Origin of the sequence: Rathayibacter sp. AY1A4 (genome assembly GCF_002930955.1) — a bacterium.
In the GTDB taxonomy this organism is placed as follows: Bacteria; Actinomycetota; Actinomycetes; order Actinomycetales; family Microbacteriaceae; genus Rathayibacter.
Window position 1 is genome coordinate 23,483 of sequence record NZ_PSTN01000020.1, and the last position, 13,996, is coordinate 37,478.

The following is a 13,996-nucleotide window of genomic DNA, read 5'->3' on the forward strand; positions in this document are numbered from 1 at the left end:
CGGGCGTACCGTCCGGGCATGCCCCGCGATGCGATCCGACCACCACATCTTGTGGTCGAGCCGCCGCGCGGACCCCACCGGTCGGGCATGCCGACACGCCGTGGCGCGTTGTACACAGTGAACGGGATCCTTCTGTCCACACCTGTGGATGGTTCGTCCGGATCCGCGTCCTTCCGCGGTTCCACGGGCTCCGGCCTGTGGATGAACGGGGGAGGAACCGGTGGATAACTACACGGCTGTAACTACTACGTCTAGTGGGCTGACACCGGCCCGCCCCCTATATGTAGTATTGCTGAGCAGGTCGGAGCGAGAGCCCCACCGGCACCCAGAACTCACCCGGACCACCCTCCGACCCCGCCCGCATCGCGAGCCGCCGGTCGGGGAGCGGCACCGGGACACCCCCTCCGAAAGGCGACACCCATGGCTGTGACGGTCTACACCAAGCCCTCCTGCGTCCAGTGCACCGCGACGTACCGCGCCCTCGACAGCAAGGGCATCGACTACGAGGTGTTCGACCTCTCCGTGGACGAGAAGGCCCTCGAGGCCGTCAAGGCCCTCGGCTACCTCCAGGCGCCGGTCGTCATCACGGACGACGACCACTGGTCCGGCTTCCGCCCCGACAAGATCGCGACCCTCTGAGGCGCACGGGCGGCGATCCGCGGCGTCGTCGGCGGGCGCCGTAGCGCCGCTGCGGCTTCCTCCTCCGCCTTGCGGCTCACCGCGCAGCCGCCTCGGAGGCGGGACCGAGAACAGCAGCTGACGGGGAGAGGGGCCCAAGGATGAGCGGGCTCGTGTACTTCTCCAGCAGCTCGGGGAACACGCACCGGTTCATCGAGAAGCTCGGACGGCCGGCGCAGCGCATCCCGCTCCACGCCCGCCGCGACGGAGCCGCCCTCGACACGCTCCACGTCCACGAGCCGTACGTGCTCGTCCTCCCCACCTACGGCGGCGGCAACGGCGGAGGAGCGGTCCCCAAGCAGGTCATCCGGTTCCTCAACGATCCGTGCAACCGCTCCCTGATCCGCGGCGTCATCGGCGCCGGCAACACGAACTTCGGCGAGGCGTACTGCCTCGCCGGCGACATCATCGCCCGCAAGTGCGAGGTGCCGCACCTCTATCGATTCGAAGTATTCGGAACACCCGACGACGTCCGCGCCGTCGACGAAGGATTGGACACGTTTTGGACGCAGCAGTGATCGACGCTCCCCGCGACGCCGCACAGATGGACTACCACTCGCTCAACGCGATGCTGAACCTCTACGGCCCGAACGGAGAGATCCAGTTCGACAAGGACCGCGAGGCCGCTCGCGAGTTCTTCCTGCAGCACGTCAACCAGAACACGGTGTTCTTCCACACGCTCAAGGAGCGCCTCGACTACCTGGTCGAGAAGGAGTACTACGAGCAGGCCGTGCTCGACCACTACTCGTTCGAGTTCATCCAGCAGCTCAACGACCTGGCGTACTCGAAGAAGTTCCGCTTCGCGACCTTCCTCGGCGCGTTCAAGTACTACACCTCGTACACGCTCAAGACGTTCGACGGGAAGCGCTACCTCGAGCGCTTCGAGGACCGCGTCGTGATGACCGCCCTCGGCCTCGCCCAGGGCGACGAGACGCTCGCGACCGCCCTCGTCGAGGAGATCGTCGCCGGCCGCTTCCAGCCCGCGACCCCGACCTTCCTCAACACAGGCAAGGCCCAGCGCGGCGAGCTCGTCTCCTGCTTCCTGCTGCGCATCGAGGACAACATGGAGTCGATCGCCCGCGGCATCAACTCCGCGCTCCAGCTCTCCAAGCGCGGCGGCGGCGTCGCCCTCTCGCTCTCGAACATCCGCGAGGCCGGCGCCCCGATCAAGCAGATCGAGAACCAGTCCTCGGGCATCATCCCCGTGATGAAGCTCCTCGAGGACAGCTTCAGCTACGCCAACCAGCTCGGCGCGCGCCAGGGCGCGGGAGCGGTGTACCTCTCGGCGCACCACCCCGACATCCTCCGCTTCCTCGACACCAAGCGCGAGAACGCCGACGAGAAGATCCGCATCAAGACGCTCTCCCTCGGCGTCGTCGTGCCCGACATCACGTTCGAGCTCGCGAAGAACAACGAGGACATGTACCTCTTCTCGCCCTACGACGTCGAGCGCGTCTACGGCATCCCCTTCGGCGACATCTCCCTCTCGGAGAAGTACCGCGAGATGGTCGACGACCCGCGCATCAAGAAGACCAAGATCTCGGCGCGCGAGTTCTTCCAGACCATCGCCGAGATCCAGTTCGAGTCGGGCTATCCCTACATCGTGTTCGAGGACACGGTGAACCAGGCGAACCCGATCAAGGGCCGCATCAACATGTCCAACCTCTGCTCCGAGATCCTCCAGGTCAACACTCCGACGACCTACAACGAGGACCTCTCCTACGCGCAGATCGGCAAGGACATCTCCTGCAACCTCGGATCGCTGAACATCGCGCTGACGATGGACTCGCCCGACTTCGGCCGCACCATCGAGACCGCTATCCGCGGCCTCACCTCGGTGTCCGACCAGTCGCACATCACCTCGGTCCGCTCGATCGAGGACGGCAACGACAAGTCGCACGCCATCGGCCTCGGCCAGATGAACCTGCACGGCTACCTCGCCCGCGAGCGGATCCACTACGGATCCGAGGAGGGCATCGACTTCACCAACATCTACTTCTACTCGGTGCTGTTCCACGCCCTGCGCGCCTCCAACAACCTCTCCATCGAGCGCGGCACCACCTTCGAGGGCTTCGCCGACTCGAAGTACGCCTCGGGCGAGTTCTTCGACACCTACACCGAGAAGGAGTGGGCGCCGGCCACCGAGCGCGTCTCCCGCCTCTTCGCCGACTCGGGCATCGCGGTCCCCACCCGGGACGACTGGCGTGCGCTCAAGGCCTCGGTCATGGAGCACGGCATCTACAACCAGAACCTGCAGGCCGTCCCGCCGACCGGCTCGATCTCGTACATCAACAACTCGACGTCCTCGATCCACCCGATCGCGTCGAAGATCGAGATCCGCAAGGAGGGCAAGCTCGGCCGCGTCTACTACCCGGCGCCGTTCATGACGAACGACAACCTGGAGTACTACCAGGACGCGTACGAGATCGGCTACGAGAAGATCATCGACACCTACGCCGCGGCCACGCAGCACGTCGACCAGGGCCTCTCGCTCACGCTCTTCTTCAAGGACACGGCGACCACCCGCGACGTCAACCGCGCCCAGATCTACGCCTGGCGCAAGGGCATCAAGACGATCTACTACATCCGCATCCGTCAGCTGGCGCTCGAGGGCACCGAGCTCGACCAGTGCGTCTCGTGCATGCTCTAGAGCACGCAGCCCCACCCCCCTCCGCACGACCCATCCGCAGCAGCGAGAAGGAATCATGACTCCCCCCGAGAAGCTCAAGCTCGTCGACTCCGTCCAGGCGATCAACTGGAACCGGATCCAGGACGACAAGGACGTCGAGGTGTGGAACCGCCTCACGAGCAACTTCTGGCTGCCTGAGAAGGTCCCGCTGTCGAACGACATCCAGTCGTGGAACACGCTCACGCACCAGGAGCAGCAGCTCACCATGCGCGTGTTCACCGGGCTCACCCTGCTCGACACCGTGCAGGGCACCGTCGGCGCCGTCTCGCTCATCCCGGACGCGATCACGCCTCACGAGGAGGCCGTCTACACGAACATCGCGTTCATGGAGTCGGTCCACGCCAAGTCGTACTCCTCGGTGTTCTCGACGCTGTCGAACACCCAGGACATCGACGAGGCCTTCCGCTGGTCGATGGAGAACCCGAACCTGCAGAAGAAGGCGTCCATCGTGATGGACTACTACCGCGGCGACGACCCGCTGAAGCGGAAGGTCGCCTCCACGCTGCTGGAGTCGTTCCTCTTCTACTCGGGCTTCTACCTGCCGATGTACTGGTCCTCGCGCGCCAAGCTCACCAACACGGCCGACCTCGTGCGCCTGATCATCCGCGACGAGGCCGTGCACGGCTACTACATCGGCTACAAGTTCCAGAAGGGACTCGAGCGGGTCGACCAGGCCAAGCGCGACGAGATCAAGGACTACACGTTCTCGCTGCTCTACGAGCTCTACGACAACGAGGCGCAGTACACGCAGGACCTCTACGACCAGCTCGGCCTGACCGAGGACGTCAAGAAGTTCCTGCACTACAACGCCAACAAGGCGCTGATGAACCTCGGCTACGAGCCGATGTTCCCCAAGCAGGTCACCGATGTGAACCCCGCGATCCTGTCGGCCCTCTCGCCCAACGCGGACGAGAACCACGACTTCTTCTCGGGCTCCGGCTCCTCCTACGTGATCGGCAAGGCCGTGAACACCGAGGACGAGGACTGGGACTTCTAGGCGTCGACACCACGTCCCGGCCTCCACGGCGAACGGCCCCTCCCCTCGCGGGTGAGGGGCCGTTCCTCGTCTCCGGGCGGCGGGCGGGCGCCGGGTCACCGCACCCGGCGAGGCGCCGCCCTGTCGCCGAGGCGCCGTCCTGTCGGCGGCGCCTCGCGCGGCACGTCGGTGTCTCGCGGAGCGGGGCCGGAGCGGCCGTCGTGCGCGCCTCAGAGGGCCAGGCGCATCAGCACCCGGGGGAAGCCGTCGAGCACCGAGGTCGTGTCCGCGGCCTTCTCGAAGCCGGCGCGCTCGAACAGCGAGCGCGTGCCGACGTACGCCATCGTCCGGTCGACCTCCGCACCGGCGTTGTCGACCGGGTAGCCCTCGATCGCCGGTGCCCCGTGGGCTCGGGCGAACTCGACGGCGCCCTCGAGCAGCGGATGCGAGATCCCGCGCCCGCGGAAGCCGGGCCGCACGCGCAGGCACCACACGCTCCACACGTCGAGGGCGTCCACGTGCGGGATGCGCCGGTTCGTCGAGTAGCTCGTGTCGGCCCGGGGGTGCACCGCCGCCCAGCCGACCACCTCCTCGCCGTCGTACGCGAGGACGCCGGGCGGAGGGTCCTCCGCGACGAGCTCCCGCACCCGGGCACCGCGAGCGGGACCGGCGAGAGCCCGGTTCTCGACGGAGGAGCGGAGCCGCTAGCTCAGGCACCAGCACACGCTCGCGTCGGGGCGCTTCGGGCCGACCATCGTCGCCAGGTCGTCGAAGACGGTGGCCGCGCGCACCTCGATCGTCATGGCCGCAGCCTTCCACCGTCGGGGTGCGCGGACAAGCCGTTCAGAACTCGGGACGAACGACGAAGGACTCCCTCCCCGCCGCGGAATCGGGGTCGTGGCACCACGTTCGTCCTGCATCGTGAACGCACTCCGCCGATTCACCACTCCGCCGGATGAATCGCACCAGCATCCCCTGTTGGACGGCGCCCAGGCGGGGCGCCTACCGTGGACGAGGTATCCAACGAAGGAGCACTCCCTGTGAAGCACGTCCCCCTCGGCACCTCCGGTGTCGACTCCCCGAACGTCGTCCTCGGCCTCATGCGCATCCCCGAGATGAGCGACGAGGCGATCCGCGGCCTCGTCGGCGCCGCCCGTGACTCCGGCATCGACTTCTTCGACCACGCCGACGTGTACGGCGGCGAGCTGCACCGCTGCGAGGAGCGCTTCGCCGAGGCGATGGCGCTCACCCCGTCGGAGCGCGAGCAGGTCGTCCTGCAGACCAAGGCGGGCATCGTCCCGGACGGCCCCTACTTCGACTTCTCGTACGAGCATCTGATCGCCTCGGTCGAGGGCTCGCTGAAGGCGCTGCGCACCGACTACGTCGACGTGCTGCTCCTGCACCGGCCCGACGCGCTCGTCGAGCCCGACGAGGTGGCCCGCGCGTTCGACGAGCTGCACGCGTCCGGCAAGGTGAAGCACTTCGGCGTCTCGAACCAGACGCCGTACCAGATCGAGCTGCTGAAGAAGTCGCTGAACCAGCCGATCGTGGCGAACCAGCTGCAGCTCTCGATCACTCATGCGCCGCTGATCGCGCAGGGTGTCGCCTCCAACATGGTCGGCGAGGACCAGTCCGTCATGCGCGACGCCGGCATCCTCGACTACTGCCGACTGAACGACATCACCGTGCAGGCCTGGTCGCCCTTCCAGGCGGGGTTCTTCACCGGCGTCTTCCTCGACAACCCGGCCTACCCCGAGCTGAACGCCGTCATCGACCGGCTCGCAGCGACGTACGAGGTCCCGGCGATCGCCGTGGCCACCGCCTGGATCACCCGCCACCCGGCGGGCATGCAGGTCGTGCTCGGCACGACCAACGAGCAGCGCGTGCGCGATGCGGCCCTCGGCTCCGATCTGCCGCTCACGCGGCCGGAGTGGTACGAGCTGTTCCGCGCGGCGGGCTACCTCGTCCCCTAGAGCTCCCACCCCGGAGGAAATGCGCGTCGGCGCAGAGAGGCACGGACTCCCCGGAGTCCGTGCCTCTTCCCGTCCCCGCGGGACGCCGGTCGGAACGCCCGCCGCGGTGTGCCGTGGACCGAAGCGGCATCTCGCTGGGGAGGGGCGGGAATAGGAACGGCACCCCTGCGTTGAACTTGAGCGTAACCGACTCAACTTCCTCAGGAGGACAGGTGCCCGACAACTACAGCGAGGCCGGAGCGAGCTCGTTCGACGACTTCCTCGCCCGCTACCTCGACGGTGAGCGCGCCCGCGCGGCGCGGTCGATCGACCTCAGCCGATTCCTCACCGCCCGTACCCGCGACATCCTGCAGTCCGCAGGACGCTTCGCCCTCGAGCGCGGCCAGACCGAGCTCGACGCCCTGCACGTGCTCCGCGTGCTCATCGACGACGAGACCGTCTCGCAGGCCGTGCGCCGCATCGGCGTCGACCCCGCCGCCATCGCCACCGCCGCGGAGGCGCGCCTCCCGCAGGCCGACGAGGCCCACGCCTCGCAGAACGCGGCCACCATCACCCCCAGCGCGCAGCGCGCGCTGTTCCACGCCTACCAGGTCGCCCGCTCCAGCGGTTCGACCTACATCGAGCCCGAGCACCTCTTCTTCGCGCTCGTGCTCGGCCAGGACGCCCCCGCCGGGCAGGTCCTCGCCCGCGCCGGCGTCACCGCCGAGGCCCTCACCCAGGGCATGCGCGAGACCGAGGCCCCGCAGCAGCAGGAGGCGGGACAGCCCGCCTCCGACACTCCGCTGCTCGACAAGTTCGGCACCGACCTCACCGCTCTCGCCCGCGAGGGCCGGCTCGACCCGGTCATCGGGCGCGCCGACGAGATCGAGCAGACCGTCGAGATCCTCAGCCGCCGCACCAAGAACAACCCGGTGCTCGTCGGCGAGGCCGGCGTCGGCAAGACCGCCATCGTCGAGGGCCTGGCCCGCGCGATCGTGGCGGAGGAGGTCCCCGAGCAGCTGCGCGGCAAGCGCGTGATCTCGCTCGACCTCCCCGGCATGCTGGCCGGCACCCGCTACCGCGGCGACTTCGAGGAGCGCCTCACCGGCACCATGGACGAGATCGCGGCGCACTCCGGCGAGCTGATCGTCTTCATCGACGAGGTCCACACCGTCGTCGGTGCGGGCGGCGGCGGCGAGGGCGGCATGGACGCGGGCAACATCCTCAAGCCGCGTCTGGCCCGAGGCGAGCTGCACCTCGTCGGCGCCACCACGCTCAAGGAGTACCGCACCATCGAGAAGGACCCGGCACTGGAGCGGCGCTTCCAGCCGGTCCGCGTCGGCGAGCCCGGCATCGAGGACGCGGTCGCCATCCTGCACGGCCTGCGCCCCGCCTACGAGGAGCACCACCGCGTGCGCTTCACGGACGAGGCCCTGCGCGCCTCCGTCGAGCTCTCGGCCCGGTACCTCACCGACCGCGTGCTGCCCGACAAGGCGATCGACCTGATCGACCAGGCCGGCGCGCGCCTCCGCCTCCGCCTCGGAGCCGGCGTCGACACCGGAGCTCTGCTCGAGCGTCTGGCGACCCTGGAGGCCGACAAGAACGCGGCCGTCTCGGCCGAGCACTACGAGGAGGCGTCCCGCGTCCGCGACGAGATCAGCGCCGTGCAGGCGGAGCTCGACGCGGCCACCGGCAGCGCCCCCGCGGAGGCGGTCGTCGGCGAGACCGAGATCGCGGCCGTCATCGCCCGCGCCACCGGCATCCCGGTGTCGCGGCTCACGGAGGGGGAGCGCGAGCGCCTCGCGCACCTCGAGACCGAGCTGCACCAGCGGGTCATCGGCCAGGACGACGCGGTCACCGCGGTCGCCCGGGCCGTCCGCCGCAGCCGCACAGGCCTCGGCGACTCCTCGCGCCCGGTCGGCTCGTTCCTCTTCCTCGGCCCGACCGGTGTCGGCAAGACGGAGCTGGCGCGCACCCTCGCGGGCTCCCTCTTCGCCGATGAGCAGTCGGTCATCCGCTTCGACATGAGCGAGTTCGGCGAGCGTCACACGGTCTCGCGGCTGGTCGGCGCCCCTCCCGGGTACGTCGGCTACGACGAGGCCGGTCAGCTGACCGAGCGCGTGCGCCGGAACCCGTACTCGGTGGTCCTCTTCGACGAGATCGAGAAGGCGCACCCCGACGTGTTCAACCTGCTGCTGCAGGTGCTCGACGACGGGCGTCTGACCGACGGCCAGGGGCGGACGGTCGACTTCCGCAACACGGTGATCATCATGACCTCGAACCTCGGCTCGGAGTTCCTGGCCTCGCGGTCGGGTGCGCTCGGCTTCGTCGCTCAGAGCGACGCGTCGGCCGAGGGCTTCGCCTCGGAGAAGGACCTGCGCGATCGCGTCATGGGCCGTCTCCGCGAGGCGATGCGCCCCGAGTTCCTCAACCGGATCGACGAGATCGTCCTGTTCCGCCGCCTCGGCCGCGAGCAGCTGCGGGAGATCGTCGGCATCGTCCTCGACACCACGCGCTCCCGCCTCGCTCCCCGCGAGGTGACGCTCGAGGTGACGGAGGCGGCCGTCGACTGGCTCGCCGAGAACGGCTACGAGCCGCAGTACGGCGCCCGGCCCCTGCGCCGGCTCGTCCAGCGCTCCATCGACGACCGGATCGCCGACCTGTTCGTCAGCGGCGAGGTCTCCGACGGAGGCGCGGTCCGCGTCGACGCCGTCGCCGGCGAGCTGCTGGTGACCTCGGCCGTCGCCCTCCCGCTGGCCGCGTAGCCGGTCCCGCTCCGACCCCCGTCCCTCCTCCTCCCGCGAGACGCCGCTCGTGACGACGGCACCGCCCGTCGTCGCGAGCGGCGCCCGCGGAGGGGGAGGGGCGGGGGTCTTCGCGTCCCCACGGCTTGCCACAGCGGTCCGGGCGGGATAGACACGAGAGCACGAGAACCGGAGGCACGATGTCGAACCCGCGCTACTACGACCCCGTGGGCAAGGCGGTCCGGGCGCTGCTCGTGCTGAGCCTGGTCTGCTTCGCCCTGGCGGTGGGCATGTTCGCCCTCGACATCGTCATGCCCGGCACCATGACGGACGAGCGTCGGCCCTGGGCCGAGGCCAGCGGGGCGCTCGCCTCGTTCGGCGTGCTGGCCCTCATCGTCTACTTCGCGACCGTCGCGATCGTCGGCGCGATCCGGGGCCGCGGGCAGTAGCCCCGGCTCCGACGCCGTCGTCCGACAGGAACGCGTCCGGCCCGCGGGATCCGAGGATCCTCGCGGGCCGGACGCGTTCTCACGAGCCGTCAGGCGCCGGTCAGGGGCACTTCTTCGCGGTGATCGTCACCTTCAGCGTGGCGTCCGGAGCGACGGGGGAGCCGCCGGCCGGCTCCTGCCCGGTGACCTGGCCGGCGTCGGGCGCCTTCGGGTCCTCGGCGCAGGCGAGCGTGATCTTCGTGAAGCCGGCGGCGCCGAAGGCGTTCTTCGCGGCCTCCAGATCCTGGCCCGTCACGTTCGGCACGGTCTTCTGGTTGCCGGAGCTGGTGAACACGGTGATCGCGGTGCCGCGCGGGGCCGACCCCGACGGGTCGGCGCGGGTGACCGTCCCGACCGCGGCGTCGCTCGCCTCCGTGCCGCCCTGCACGACGCCGAAGCCGGCCGCCTCGAGCTTGGCCTCGGCGTCGGCGGAGGAGAGCCCGACGACATCCGGGATGTCCACCTTCGGGACGACCTGCAGCGAGCCGTCGGCCTCCGGGAAGTCCGTCCCGCCGTACGTCGCGTCGGCGGCGCGCATGACGACCGGCCAGATGCGGTGGCGCGCGGTGGCGGCGGATCCGGAGTCGAAGGAGTAGCGGCCGAGGCGCAGGTTCGCGTCGCCCTTCACGTTGAACACGCCGACGGCGGTCGCGACGCGGGTGCTCGCTCCGGTCATCCAGGTGGCCTTCGCGTCGTCGGTGGTGCCGGTCTTGCCGATCAGCGGAACGCCGTCGCCGGTGCGGGAGGCCACGGCCGTCCCTCCGCCGGTGAAGGTCGCCTGCAGCGCGACGGCCGCGGTTGCGGCGACGTTGCGGTCGATCGACTGGCGGCAGTTCGCCGGGGGCACCGGCTGGTCGGCTCCGGCGGAGTCGGTGATGCGGTCGATCGCGACGGGGTCGCAGGTCGTGCCGCCGGAGGCGATGGTGGCGAAGGCGCCGGCCATCGAGAGGGGCGAGACGTAGTTCGTGCCGAGCACCGACGACGGGTTGTGCTCGAGCTCCTCGCCGCTGCCCTGCTTCACCCCCATGTCGACCGCGGTGTCGCGGATGCCGCACAGGTCGAGCTCACGGGCCATGCCGACGAAGCCGGTGTTGAGGGAGGTCTTCGTGAAGGACACCGGGGTGCCGACCTCGCCGGTTCCGCCCTCGTCGTTCTTCGCGCTCGTCTCGTTGCTCGTGTCGGTGCCGCCCGAGACGCAGGAGTCCGTGAAGGTGCCCCAGGTGGACTTGCGCGTCCCGTCGACCGACTCGTTGATGCTGTGGCCCTCCTTCAGCCACTCCACCAGGGTGAAGAGCTTGTAGGTCGAGCCCGGCTGGATCCCGGAGGATCCGCCGTTGGCCCGATCGGTGCTGTAGTTCACGGCGCTGTAGGACGGGTCGGTCGTGAGGACGTCCGGATCCTGCGAGTACTTCTTGTTCTGCGTCATCGCGAGCACGCGCCCGGATCCGACCTCGACGCTGACGGAGACGGCTCCGACGTCGAAGTTCCAGGTCTGCGGGACCTGCGCGTCGACGGCGGCGACGGCCGCGTCCTGCAGGCCGACGTCGAGCGTCGTGTAGACGTCGAGGCCGCCGCGGCGGAAGTTGGTCCAGCGGGTGTCCTCGTCGGCGCCGAAGATCTCGTTGTTCTTCAGGACGTTGGTGACGTAGTCGCAGAAGAAGCCCGCGTTGCCCGCGGTCGAGCAGCCGGTGCTGGGCTGGGTGATGCGGGGCTCGATCGGAGTGGCGACGGCGGCGTCGTGGTCCTCCTGCGAGATCTTCCCCTCCTCGAGCATCTTGCCGATGATGTAGTCGCGGCGGTCCTTGTTGCGGGCGTAGCCGTTCGCGGCGCCGTTGTCCGGGTTGTCGGGCTGGTCGATCCGCAGGACGGCCGGGTTGTTGACGATCGCGATGAGGCTCGCGGCCTGGGCGATCGAGAGGTCCGCGGCCGAGGTCGCGTAGTAGTAGTTCGCGGCGGTCTCGAGGCCGTAGGTGGTGCCTCCGAAGAACGCGATGTTGAGGTAGCCCTGGAGGATCTGGTCCTTCGTGTACTGCTTCTCGAGGCCGATGGCGAGCTTCATCTCGCGGAGCTTGCGCTCAGGGGAGGTCCGAGTGGCCTCGTCGATCGCGGCCGCGCGCTCGGCGTCGTCCGAGATGTTGCGGACGGCCTTCTCGACGAGGACGTTCTTCACGTACTGCTGGGTGATAGAGGATCCGCCCTGCACGTCGTTGCCGAGCACGTAGGTCTGCGCGACGGCGCGGAGCGTGCCGGGGAGGTCGACTCCGCCGTGGTCGTAGAAGCGGGGGTCCTCACCCGAGACGGCGGCGTCCTTGGCGGCCTGGGCGATGCGGTCGAGCGGCACCTCGACGCGGTTCTCGACGTAGAAGGAGGCGAGCAGCTGCGGGCCGTCGGAGCCGGTCGCGTAGATGTTGCTCTTCTCGGAGAGCTTGTCGACCTCGAGGTAGTCGGGCAGGCCGTCGAAGACGCCGATCGACTGGTTCGCGGCGACTCCGGCGAGCGCCACGGCCGGGGTGACGGTGGCGGTCACGAGGACTCCGGCCACGACGCTCATGCCCAGGAAGCCCACGATCGCCTTGACCACACCACCGGTGGTCCTTCTGTCGGACGCCAAACCTTCTCCTTCGCGAATCCCCCCGGATGCTGCGACGACCGCGGCCGACGCCCTGCACGCTCCGTGCGGCAGGTCAACCTCGACAGACTAACCCGAGAGCCCCCGAAGACGAAGGCCCGGCCAGAGGCCTGAAAAGACCCTGACCGCCACCCGGGGGACGGTGTTCCCTAGGCTGTCGGCATGGCGAGCCCCTCCTCCGACCCCCGACCGGCCGACGCGACGACCCCGGAGGCCGCTCCGGTCGCGCCCCCGCAGGCCGTCCCCGCACCGCCCACGGGCGCCCTCTCGTACGCTCTCGGCTTCCTCGCGTTCATCGGGATCCCGTTCCTCAGCCTGATCGTGGGCGGCATCGTCATGGCGTCCGTGTACCCGTCCGCCCGGAGGAAGGGCGGGATCGCCGCCGAGAACGCGCGGAACGCGGCGAACTGGGGCCTGACGGTGATCCTGATCGGGGTCGTGACGCTCGGCGCGCACGTCGTGCTGCTCTTCGCCGCCTCCGACACCCCGCTCGCGAAGGACTTCTATCCGATCGGCATCCCGATCACGCTGTTCGCCGTGCTCTGGCTGGTGCACTTCGTGCTGATCATCTGCGGACTGGTGAAGGCGAACCAGCGCGAGGTGTTCCGTCCGCGCATCGCGATCCCGTTCCTCCGCCCGCCCGCGGCCTGAGCTCAGGCGCCGACGGGCCAGAGGTAGTCGAGCCCCGGCGGCGTGCCGGGGAACAGCGGGCCGTAGTGCTCCTCGTCCTTGGTCACGAGCTTCGAGCGGTGCGAGAGGTGCAGCCGCTCGTCGCCGAACCACGGCGGGAGCGGGTAGTCGCCGGTCAGGTAGGCGGCGAGATCCTCCGGGGCGGCGGCGAGGGCCTCCTCGGTCTTCACGAGGCACGTGTCGGCGAAGCCGCGCTCCGTCCACTCCGCGCAGGTCTCGCGCTGGTAGGTCATCAGCGCCGGCCGGTAGCCCCGCCACATCCGCGTGACGGGGTGGTTCTGCCAGCCGTACCCCGGGACGGTCAGCGCCCGCATGACCTGCAGCGTCTCGACGCGCTGCTTGCCGAGCCGCTTGCCGTCGAGGGCGCGGACGCTGCGGTGGAAGTCGGGGTAGGGGAGGAAGGTCTGCACGCCTCCCAGTCAACAGCGGCCCGTCTCCCTCCGGCCACCCTCCCGTCACGCCGATGTCGCCTGGCGTGCGTAGCGTCCGGGGCATGACCGGACTCCCCCTCCTCGCCACCGACGACGTGCAGCTGCGCTGGGCGCGACCCGAGGTCCTCGACTCCGCCCGCCACCGGATGCTGCGCCTGCTCACCCTCGCCGAGCGCCTGCGCTACGAGGCGACGAGTCGGCGCGAGGTCCGCGACGGCTTCCTCCTCGGCCGGGTCCTCGTGCGCGAGCTGGCCGCCGAGACGCTCGGGATCGATCCCCTCGAGGTCGCCGTGGACGCGCGCTGCGAGCGCTGCTCCGGACCGCACGGCCGCCCGGTGCTCCGCGGCGAGCACCCGGCGCTGGAGCGGATGCGGATCAGCATCGCGCACTGCGACGGCGCGGTGGTCGCGGCGCTGGCGACCGGACGCGACATCGGGATCGACGCGGTGCGCGCCCGCAGCGTCCGCGACCGCGTGGCCTCCGGGGCGACGACGGCGGAGCAGGTGCTCGCCGATCTGCGCTCGCAGGCGGTCGCGAAGGCCGACGGGCGCGGGACCTCGAGCGACGAGCCCGTCCGCTTCCGCACCAGGGAGGGTGCGACCGAGGCCTGGATCGAGGGCTCGAGCCGCTACTTCGCCGTCTCGGAGCCGGCGGTCCACTCCGGGCTCGTCGTGGCGGTCGCGGTCGCTCAGGAGTGACCGCGGGGCGCGGTCCCCGGC

Annotated in this window: 11 protein-coding genes and 1 pseudogene; 9 read left to right on the forward strand and 3 right to left on the reverse strand. The window is 69.8% G+C overall.

Annotated elements, in window-relative coordinates:
- The first annotated feature begins 420 nt into the window (after positions 1 to 420).
- The 4 genes from nrdH (at position 421) to nrdF (ending at position 4,364) form a co-directional block, all read left to right on the forward strand.
- Entirely contained in the window at positions 421 to 639 is a 219-nt protein-coding gene (nrdH, locus tag C5B92_RS12305; RefSeq protein WP_068255139.1) for a glutaredoxin-like protein NrdH, read from the forward strand.
- A gap of 140 nt (positions 640 to 779) precedes the next feature.
- Positions 780 to 1,196, forward strand: a complete 417-nt coding sequence (gene nrdI, locus C5B92_RS12310) for a class Ib ribonucleoside-diphosphate reductase assembly flavoprotein NrdI (RefSeq protein WP_104224357.1) — start codon at positions 780 to 782, stop codon at positions 1,194 to 1,196.
- A 26-nt stretch (positions 1,197 to 1,222) separates the two neighbouring features.
- Positions 1,223 to 3,328: a class 1b ribonucleoside-diphosphate reductase subunit alpha gene (gene nrdE, locus C5B92_RS12315; RefSeq protein ID WP_104350447.1), complete on the forward strand. Its 2,106-nt coding sequence runs from the start codon at positions 1,223 to 1,225 to the stop codon at positions 3,326 to 3,328.
- Positions 3,329 to 3,383: 55 nt separating this feature from the next.
- On the forward strand, positions 3,384 to 4,364 hold the full coding sequence (nrdF, locus tag C5B92_RS12320) for a class 1b ribonucleoside-diphosphate reductase subunit beta (RefSeq protein WP_104224358.1): 981 nt from the start codon (positions 3,384 to 3,386) through the stop codon (positions 4,362 to 4,364).
- Between the two features lie 209 nt (positions 4,365 to 4,573).
- Here the strand turns inward: nrdF and C5B92_RS12325 are convergent.
- Positions 4,574 to 5,146, reverse strand: a pseudogene (locus C5B92_RS12325) (GNAT family N-acetyltransferase).
- A 237-nt stretch (positions 5,147 to 5,383) separates the two neighbouring features.
- On the opposite strand from C5B92_RS12325, the gene C5B92_RS12330 reads away from it, so the two are divergent.
- From C5B92_RS12330 to C5B92_RS12340, 3 genes are all read left to right on the forward strand, one after another.
- A complete protein-coding gene (locus C5B92_RS12330) occupies positions 5,384 to 6,316 on the forward strand; it encodes an aldo/keto reductase family oxidoreductase (RefSeq protein ID WP_258061406.1) in 933 nt (310 codons plus the stop codon).
- Positions 6,317 to 6,528: 212 nt separating this feature from the next.
- Positions 6,529 to 9,060: an ATP-dependent Clp protease ATP-binding subunit gene (locus C5B92_RS12335; protein ID WP_104256343.1), complete on the forward strand. Its 2,532-nt coding sequence runs from the start codon at positions 6,529 to 6,531 to the stop codon at positions 9,058 to 9,060.
- A gap of 179 nt (positions 9,061 to 9,239) precedes the next feature.
- The gene (locus tag C5B92_RS12340; RefSeq protein ID WP_104224361.1) at positions 9,240 to 9,488 is read left to right on the forward strand and encodes a hypothetical protein; all 249 of its coding nucleotides are present in this window, start codon (positions 9,240 to 9,242) and stop codon (positions 9,486 to 9,488) included.
- A 100-nt stretch (positions 9,489 to 9,588) separates the two neighbouring features.
- Here the strand turns inward: C5B92_RS12340 and C5B92_RS12345 are convergent, their stop codons facing one another.
- Positions 9,589 to 12,138 (reverse strand): transglycosylase domain-containing protein, encoded by a 2,550-nt coding sequence (locus C5B92_RS12345; RefSeq protein ID WP_258061408.1) that lies wholly within the window; start codon positions 12,136 to 12,138, stop codon positions 9,589 to 9,591.
- Between the two features lie 180 nt (positions 12,139 to 12,318).
- Here C5B92_RS12345 and C5B92_RS12350 point away from each other — a divergent pair, with 180 nt between their 5' ends.
- A complete protein-coding gene (locus C5B92_RS12350; RefSeq protein WP_104256342.1) occupies positions 12,319 to 12,807 on the forward strand; it encodes a DUF4870 domain-containing protein in 489 nt (162 codons plus the stop codon).
- 2 nt (positions 12,808 to 12,809) lie between these two features.
- Here C5B92_RS12350 and C5B92_RS12355 read toward each other — a convergent pair whose 3' ends face one another.
- Positions 12,810 to 13,256, reverse strand: coding sequence for an MSMEG_6728 family protein (locus C5B92_RS12355; protein WP_104256341.1), 447 nt, complete (start codon positions 13,254 to 13,256; stop codon positions 12,810 to 12,812).
- Positions 13,257 to 13,339: 83 nt separating this feature from the next.
- On the opposite strand from C5B92_RS12355, the gene C5B92_RS12360 reads away from it, so the two are divergent.
- Positions 13,340 to 13,975 carry a 4'-phosphopantetheinyl transferase superfamily protein gene (locus tag C5B92_RS12360; protein WP_104256340.1) on the forward strand — a complete coding sequence of 212 codons (636 nt, stop codon included), beginning with the start codon at positions 13,340 to 13,342 and terminating at the stop codon, positions 13,973 to 13,975.
- Positions 13,976 to 13,996 lie beyond the last annotated feature (21 nt).

Bases quoted from the DNA above. Each gene is read 5' to 3' on its own strand.
- nrdE (WP_104350447.1), top strand. From the start codon at position 1,223: ATGGACTACCACTCGCTCAACGCGATGCTGAACCTCTACGGCCCGAAC.
- nrdI (WP_104224357.1), top strand. From the start codon at position 780: ATGAGCGGGCTCGTGTACTTCTCCAGCAGCTCGGGGAACACGCACCGG.
- C5B92_RS12340 (WP_104224361.1), top strand. From the start codon at position 9,240: ATGTCGAACCCGCGCTACTACGACCCCGTGGGCAAGGCGGTCCGGGCG.
- C5B92_RS12360 (WP_104256340.1), top strand. From the start codon at position 13,340: ATGACCGGACTCCCCCTCCTCGCCACCGACGACGTGCAGCTGCGCTGG.
- nrdF (WP_104224358.1), top strand. From the start codon at position 3,384: ATGACTCCCCCCGAGAAGCTCAAGCTCGTCGACTCCGTCCAGGCGATC.
- C5B92_RS12350 (WP_104256342.1), top strand. From the start codon at position 12,319: ATGGCGAGCCCCTCCTCCGACCCCCGACCGGCCGACGCGACGACCCCG.
- nrdH (WP_068255139.1), top strand. From the start codon at position 421: ATGGCTGTGACGGTCTACACCAAGCCCTCCTGCGTCCAGTGCACCGCG.